A 3,970-nucleotide genomic window follows, 5' to 3' on the forward strand; every position below is an offset into this window, starting at 1 on the left:
ACACGACACTGCGCTGCATAACCAGTAGCACTGACCATCAGCAATGAGAGTGTAAAAAGCTTTTTCATGTCATTCTCTTTTATTTAACATTACTCGTGTTAAACATAACACTGAGTGATACATGAGATGTCAGCAAATCGTCACGACTTCGTAACAAGTTGTTTTATCTCCTATTTTCACGTCAACCTCATCACCCTCTTCTTTCCCGAACAACGCTCGACCCAGAGGAGATTTGGCTGTTAAGACAAAGACTTCCAGAGTCTGATATTGAACAGTCAAACCACCAGAGCAAGGGCCTACAAAGAAGTGCTTTTCGATCAAATTCTCATCTGCGAGAACAACGTAAGCACCAACACCAACAGGCGCATTCTTAAAGTTACGAGTCACTAAAGAACGATATTGACGCAACTCCTCTTCACTATCTTGAATTCGCATGGCTTGTCCATGAGCAAGATACGCGGCTTCAAGTGCCAATGTATCGTACTTGTGCTCGGGAACAGTTTCTTCATCTGTGGCGGCATCGATAGCTCGCTGAGCCGATGAATGGGCAACTTGAAGTTTTTCTTCCAGATGTTGGATGATAATTTGGACTAAGTCAGCTTTGTTCATACTTTTAGGACGCGCGTTTAGTATTCGGGGTGTGTTAATGTAGCCAAGTTTACCATCAAAGAAAGGTTTCCCTATTATGCAAAGTGACTCGCTGCATCAAACACTTCAATCTGTATTTGGTTTTGACTCATTACGCCAAGGTCAGCAACCCGTTATTGAAGCCGTTATGAATGGTTACTCTGCTGCGGCAATCTTTCCTACAGGCTCGGGGAAGTCACTCTGTTATCAACTACCTGCAACCATATTACCCAACCTTACGTTGGTGATCTCTCCGTTGTTGGCGTTAATGAAGGATCAACTGAGCTTTTTACAAAGTAAAGGAATCGCGGCCGCTTCTATCGATAGCAGTCAAAGTAGAGAAGAAGCACAACAGGTCATGGCTGGCGTGAAGAATGGACAAATCAAAATCTTGATGATTTCTGTTGAGCGACTAAAAAATGAGCGTTTTCGTGAATTCATTCGCCAAGTACCGATTTCTTTGATGGTCATTGATGAAGCGCACTGTATTTCCGAATGGGGGCATAACTTTCGTCCAGATTATCTCAAACTACCGCAATATCAACGTGAACTGAACATCCCACAGTCTTTACTTCTCACCGCAACGGCAACGCCTGCAGTTATTGAAGACATGCAAAAAAAGTTCGATATTTCCAGTGAACATATTACCGTTACAGGCTTCTACCGCTCTAATCTGGATATCTCGGTGATCCCGTGTGAGGAAACAAAGAAACAAGAACAGCTCAGTGAGATCATCGCCTCTTCACCTAAGCTTCCGACCATCGTATACGTGACGCAGCAGCAAACAGCAGAACGAGTAGCAAAGTCATTAATCCATATTGGCATTAACGCTCACGCATACCACGCTGGCATGAAAAGCGACGTTCGTGAACAAATCCAACAGCAGTTCATGGATGGCCAAATTGACTGTATTGTTGCAACGATTGCATTTGGTATGGGGGTCGATAAATCTGATATTCGACGCGTCATTCACTTCGACTTACCCAAATCAATCGAGAACTACGCACAAGAGATTGGACGTGCAGGCAGGGACGGGCAACGCTCGGAGTGCATTCTGCTAGGCAATACGTCCGGCCTAACGGTGTTGGAGAATTTTGTCTATGGTGACACACCAGAATTTACGTCAATTAACTATGTAGTCGAGCAAGCGAAAGAACATGCTCCACAATGGGAGGTAGTGCCACTGCGTTTGTCGCGTGAAAGTAATATCCGCCAATTGCCACTCAAAACCTTGTTGGTTTATTTGGAGCTACATAACGTCATTGAAGCAAAGTACAGTTACTTTGCGGAATATCGGTTTAAGTTTTTGCACGATCAGCAATTTATTGTGAATCAATTTCAAGGCGAGCGACGTCAATTTGTGGAGGCTATTTTTTCCTGCTCACAAAAAGCCAAAGTGTGGTGCCAAGTTGATCTAGAAGCGCTATGGATGAACTATCAATCGGAACGCAGCCGAGTTGTCGCAGCGCTCGACTATTTTCACCAGAACGGCTGGATAGAACTAGAGAGCAAACAACTGACGGACGTGTACTCAGTTATGCCAACCAAACAGAGCTCGGATGTTTTAATCCAACAACTGTATGAACTGTTCCAATCCAAAGAAAGCAAAGATATCGAAAGAATCCACACCATGCTGCACTTGTTCCAGTCCGAGCACTGTTTGAGCTCACAATTGGCGAACTACTTTGCGGATCACGATGCACCAAAGCAATGTGGTCACTGCTCCGTGTGTCGTGGTCACGTCGCCACATTCACAGCACCAGAACCTGAAGATATTGAACAATCTCAAGTATCGATATGGGCGCGGGAGTTTATTCAGCTTTCCCCATCGGCCATCAGTAATGATGCCGTTGCTCGCTTCTTGTGCGGAATCAGCACTCCTTTGATTAGCCAGCTAAAAGCCTCAAAGCTAGCAGGTTATGGTGCAATGGCAAATGTAAGTTTTGAGCAGGTATTAACGCAGGTAGAAACGGTAAGGGCCTAAAAAAAGCTCAATTGACGCGCTTGGTCTTCGGGCTTGAGCATCACGTTCAAGCCTAAAAGGCGAATTTCCCGTCCATTTTGGCGTTTAAGAATATCTCTTAGCAAGATCTTGAAGTCCTCAAGCTCTAATTGCGGATGGATGTGCTCAATTGTTGTCAGTTGAAAGTCGGCAAATTTGACTTTAATACCTTGTTTAATAATCGACTTATCTGGGCTTGCACGCTCTAAACGTTTCTCGAGTTCAGGATAAAGTTTCTCCTCAATCACTTGCCAACATTCATCATAGGTTGCGATGTTCTGGCTGAATGTCCTTTCCACACCGACGGACTTTCTCTCGCGCTCAACAACGACTTCTCGATTATCAATTCCATGGCTTCGCTGCCATAAGGAGGCACCCTGACGACCAAACTGCCTCAACAACTCTCGATAGTCACTGTTTTTAATGTCCTCACATCGATAAAAACCGGCTTGGTGGAGCTTCTCAAGACTCACCTTCCCCACACCAGGAATGTTCTCTAGCGGAAGACTATCGATAACCTCTTGGACTTTCTCTGGCGGAATCACAAACTGACCGTTGGGCTTGTTCATGTCTGACGCGACCTTGGCAAGAAACTTTATCGGAGCAATGCCCGCCGATGCCGTCAACCCAAGTTCACTCCAGATATCGCGGCGAATTGACTCTGCGATCAACGTAGCGGAGCCACGGCAAGCTGTCGAGTCCGTGACATCGAGGTATGCTTCATCCAATGAGAGAGGTTCAATGATAGGCGTATAACGCTCAAAAATAGCACGAATCTGCTGAGAGACTTGCTTATATACATGCATTCTACCGGGCACAACCAACAAATGAGGACAGAGTTGCAGCGCGCGCGCCGTTGACATTGCACTGCGAACACCATATTTACGCGCATCATAATTACAGGTGCTAATCACTCCACGCTGCTTTTCATGTCCGCCAACAGCGAGTGCAATGCCACGGTAACTGGGGTTATCTCTCATCTCTACGGCAGCATAAAAACAATCCATATCGACATGAATAATTTTTCTAATTCGATCTGACATAGCCATCAAAGCACTGTTCAAAAAAACAGTATAAATCAAATCTACCTGAAGAGAAATGGGCGTGTTTAAGCGAACGTCAATCTCGAAGCATTACGTCCAATTGATCGACTAATTCGGCCCAATCTGCATCTTCTTCGATGGCTTGTTTTAGAAAGTTCGCCTGTGACATCGTCCAAAAGCTAGCTTCATGTAAAGGCGCAGAATCTCTTTTGTGTCGATGTTGATTAATAAAATCTTTCATTTCTTGAGGAGAGCTACCGAGGCCCAGTTGTTGAAATAGCTCAGCCATACCATGTTG

At 45.0% G+C, this 3,970-nt stretch carries 4 protein-coding genes; 1 reads left to right on the top strand and 3 read right to left on the bottom strand.

All coding sequences use genetic code 11. The annotated features are described in order from the left end of the window. Positions 1-129 precede the first annotated feature (129 nt). On the bottom strand, positions 130-609 hold the full coding sequence (locus CAG68_RS07890) for a GreA/GreB family elongation factor (protein ID WP_005380280.1): 480 nt from the start codon (positions 607-609) through the stop codon (positions 130-132). Positions 610-685: 76 nt separating this feature from the next. On the opposite strand from CAG68_RS07890, the gene CAG68_RS07895 reads away from it, so the two are divergent. Further along, positions 686-2,611, top strand: a complete 1,926-nt coding sequence (locus CAG68_RS07895) for a RecQ family ATP-dependent DNA helicase (protein WP_005380279.1) — start codon at positions 686-688, stop codon at positions 2,609-2,611. On the opposite strand, the gene dinB is transcribed toward CAG68_RS07895, so the two are convergent. After that, complete coding sequence (gene dinB, locus CAG68_RS07900; protein WP_025768236.1) at positions 2,608-3,672, bottom strand: DNA polymerase IV; 1,065 nt, start codon at positions 3,670-3,672, stop codon at positions 2,608-2,610. The genes CAG68_RS07895 and dinB overlap by 4 nt on opposite strands. Before the next feature lie 76 nt (positions 3,673-3,748). After that, the coding region (locus CAG68_RS07905) for a DUF2789 family protein (protein ID WP_202599887.1) at positions 3,749-3,970 on the bottom strand (222 nt) is incomplete at its 5' end.

The sequence above is a fragment of the Vibrio sp. V42_P2S4T144 genome, from assembly GCF_009904715.1.
Taxonomy (GTDB): domain Bacteria; phylum Pseudomonadota; class Gammaproteobacteria; order Enterobacterales; family Vibrionaceae; genus Vibrio; species Vibrio alginolyticus.

Bases quoted from the DNA above. Each gene is read 5' to 3' on its own strand.
- dinB (WP_025768236.1), bottom strand. From the start codon at position 3,672: ATGTCAGATCGAATTAGAAAAATTATTCATGTCGATATGGATTGTTTT.
- CAG68_RS07890 (WP_005380280.1), bottom strand. From the start codon at position 609: ATGAACAAAGCTGACTTAGTCCAAATTATCATCCAACATCTGGAAGAA.
- CAG68_RS07895 (WP_005380279.1), top strand. From the start codon at position 686: ATGCAAAGTGACTCGCTGCATCAAACACTTCAATCTGTATTTGGTTTT.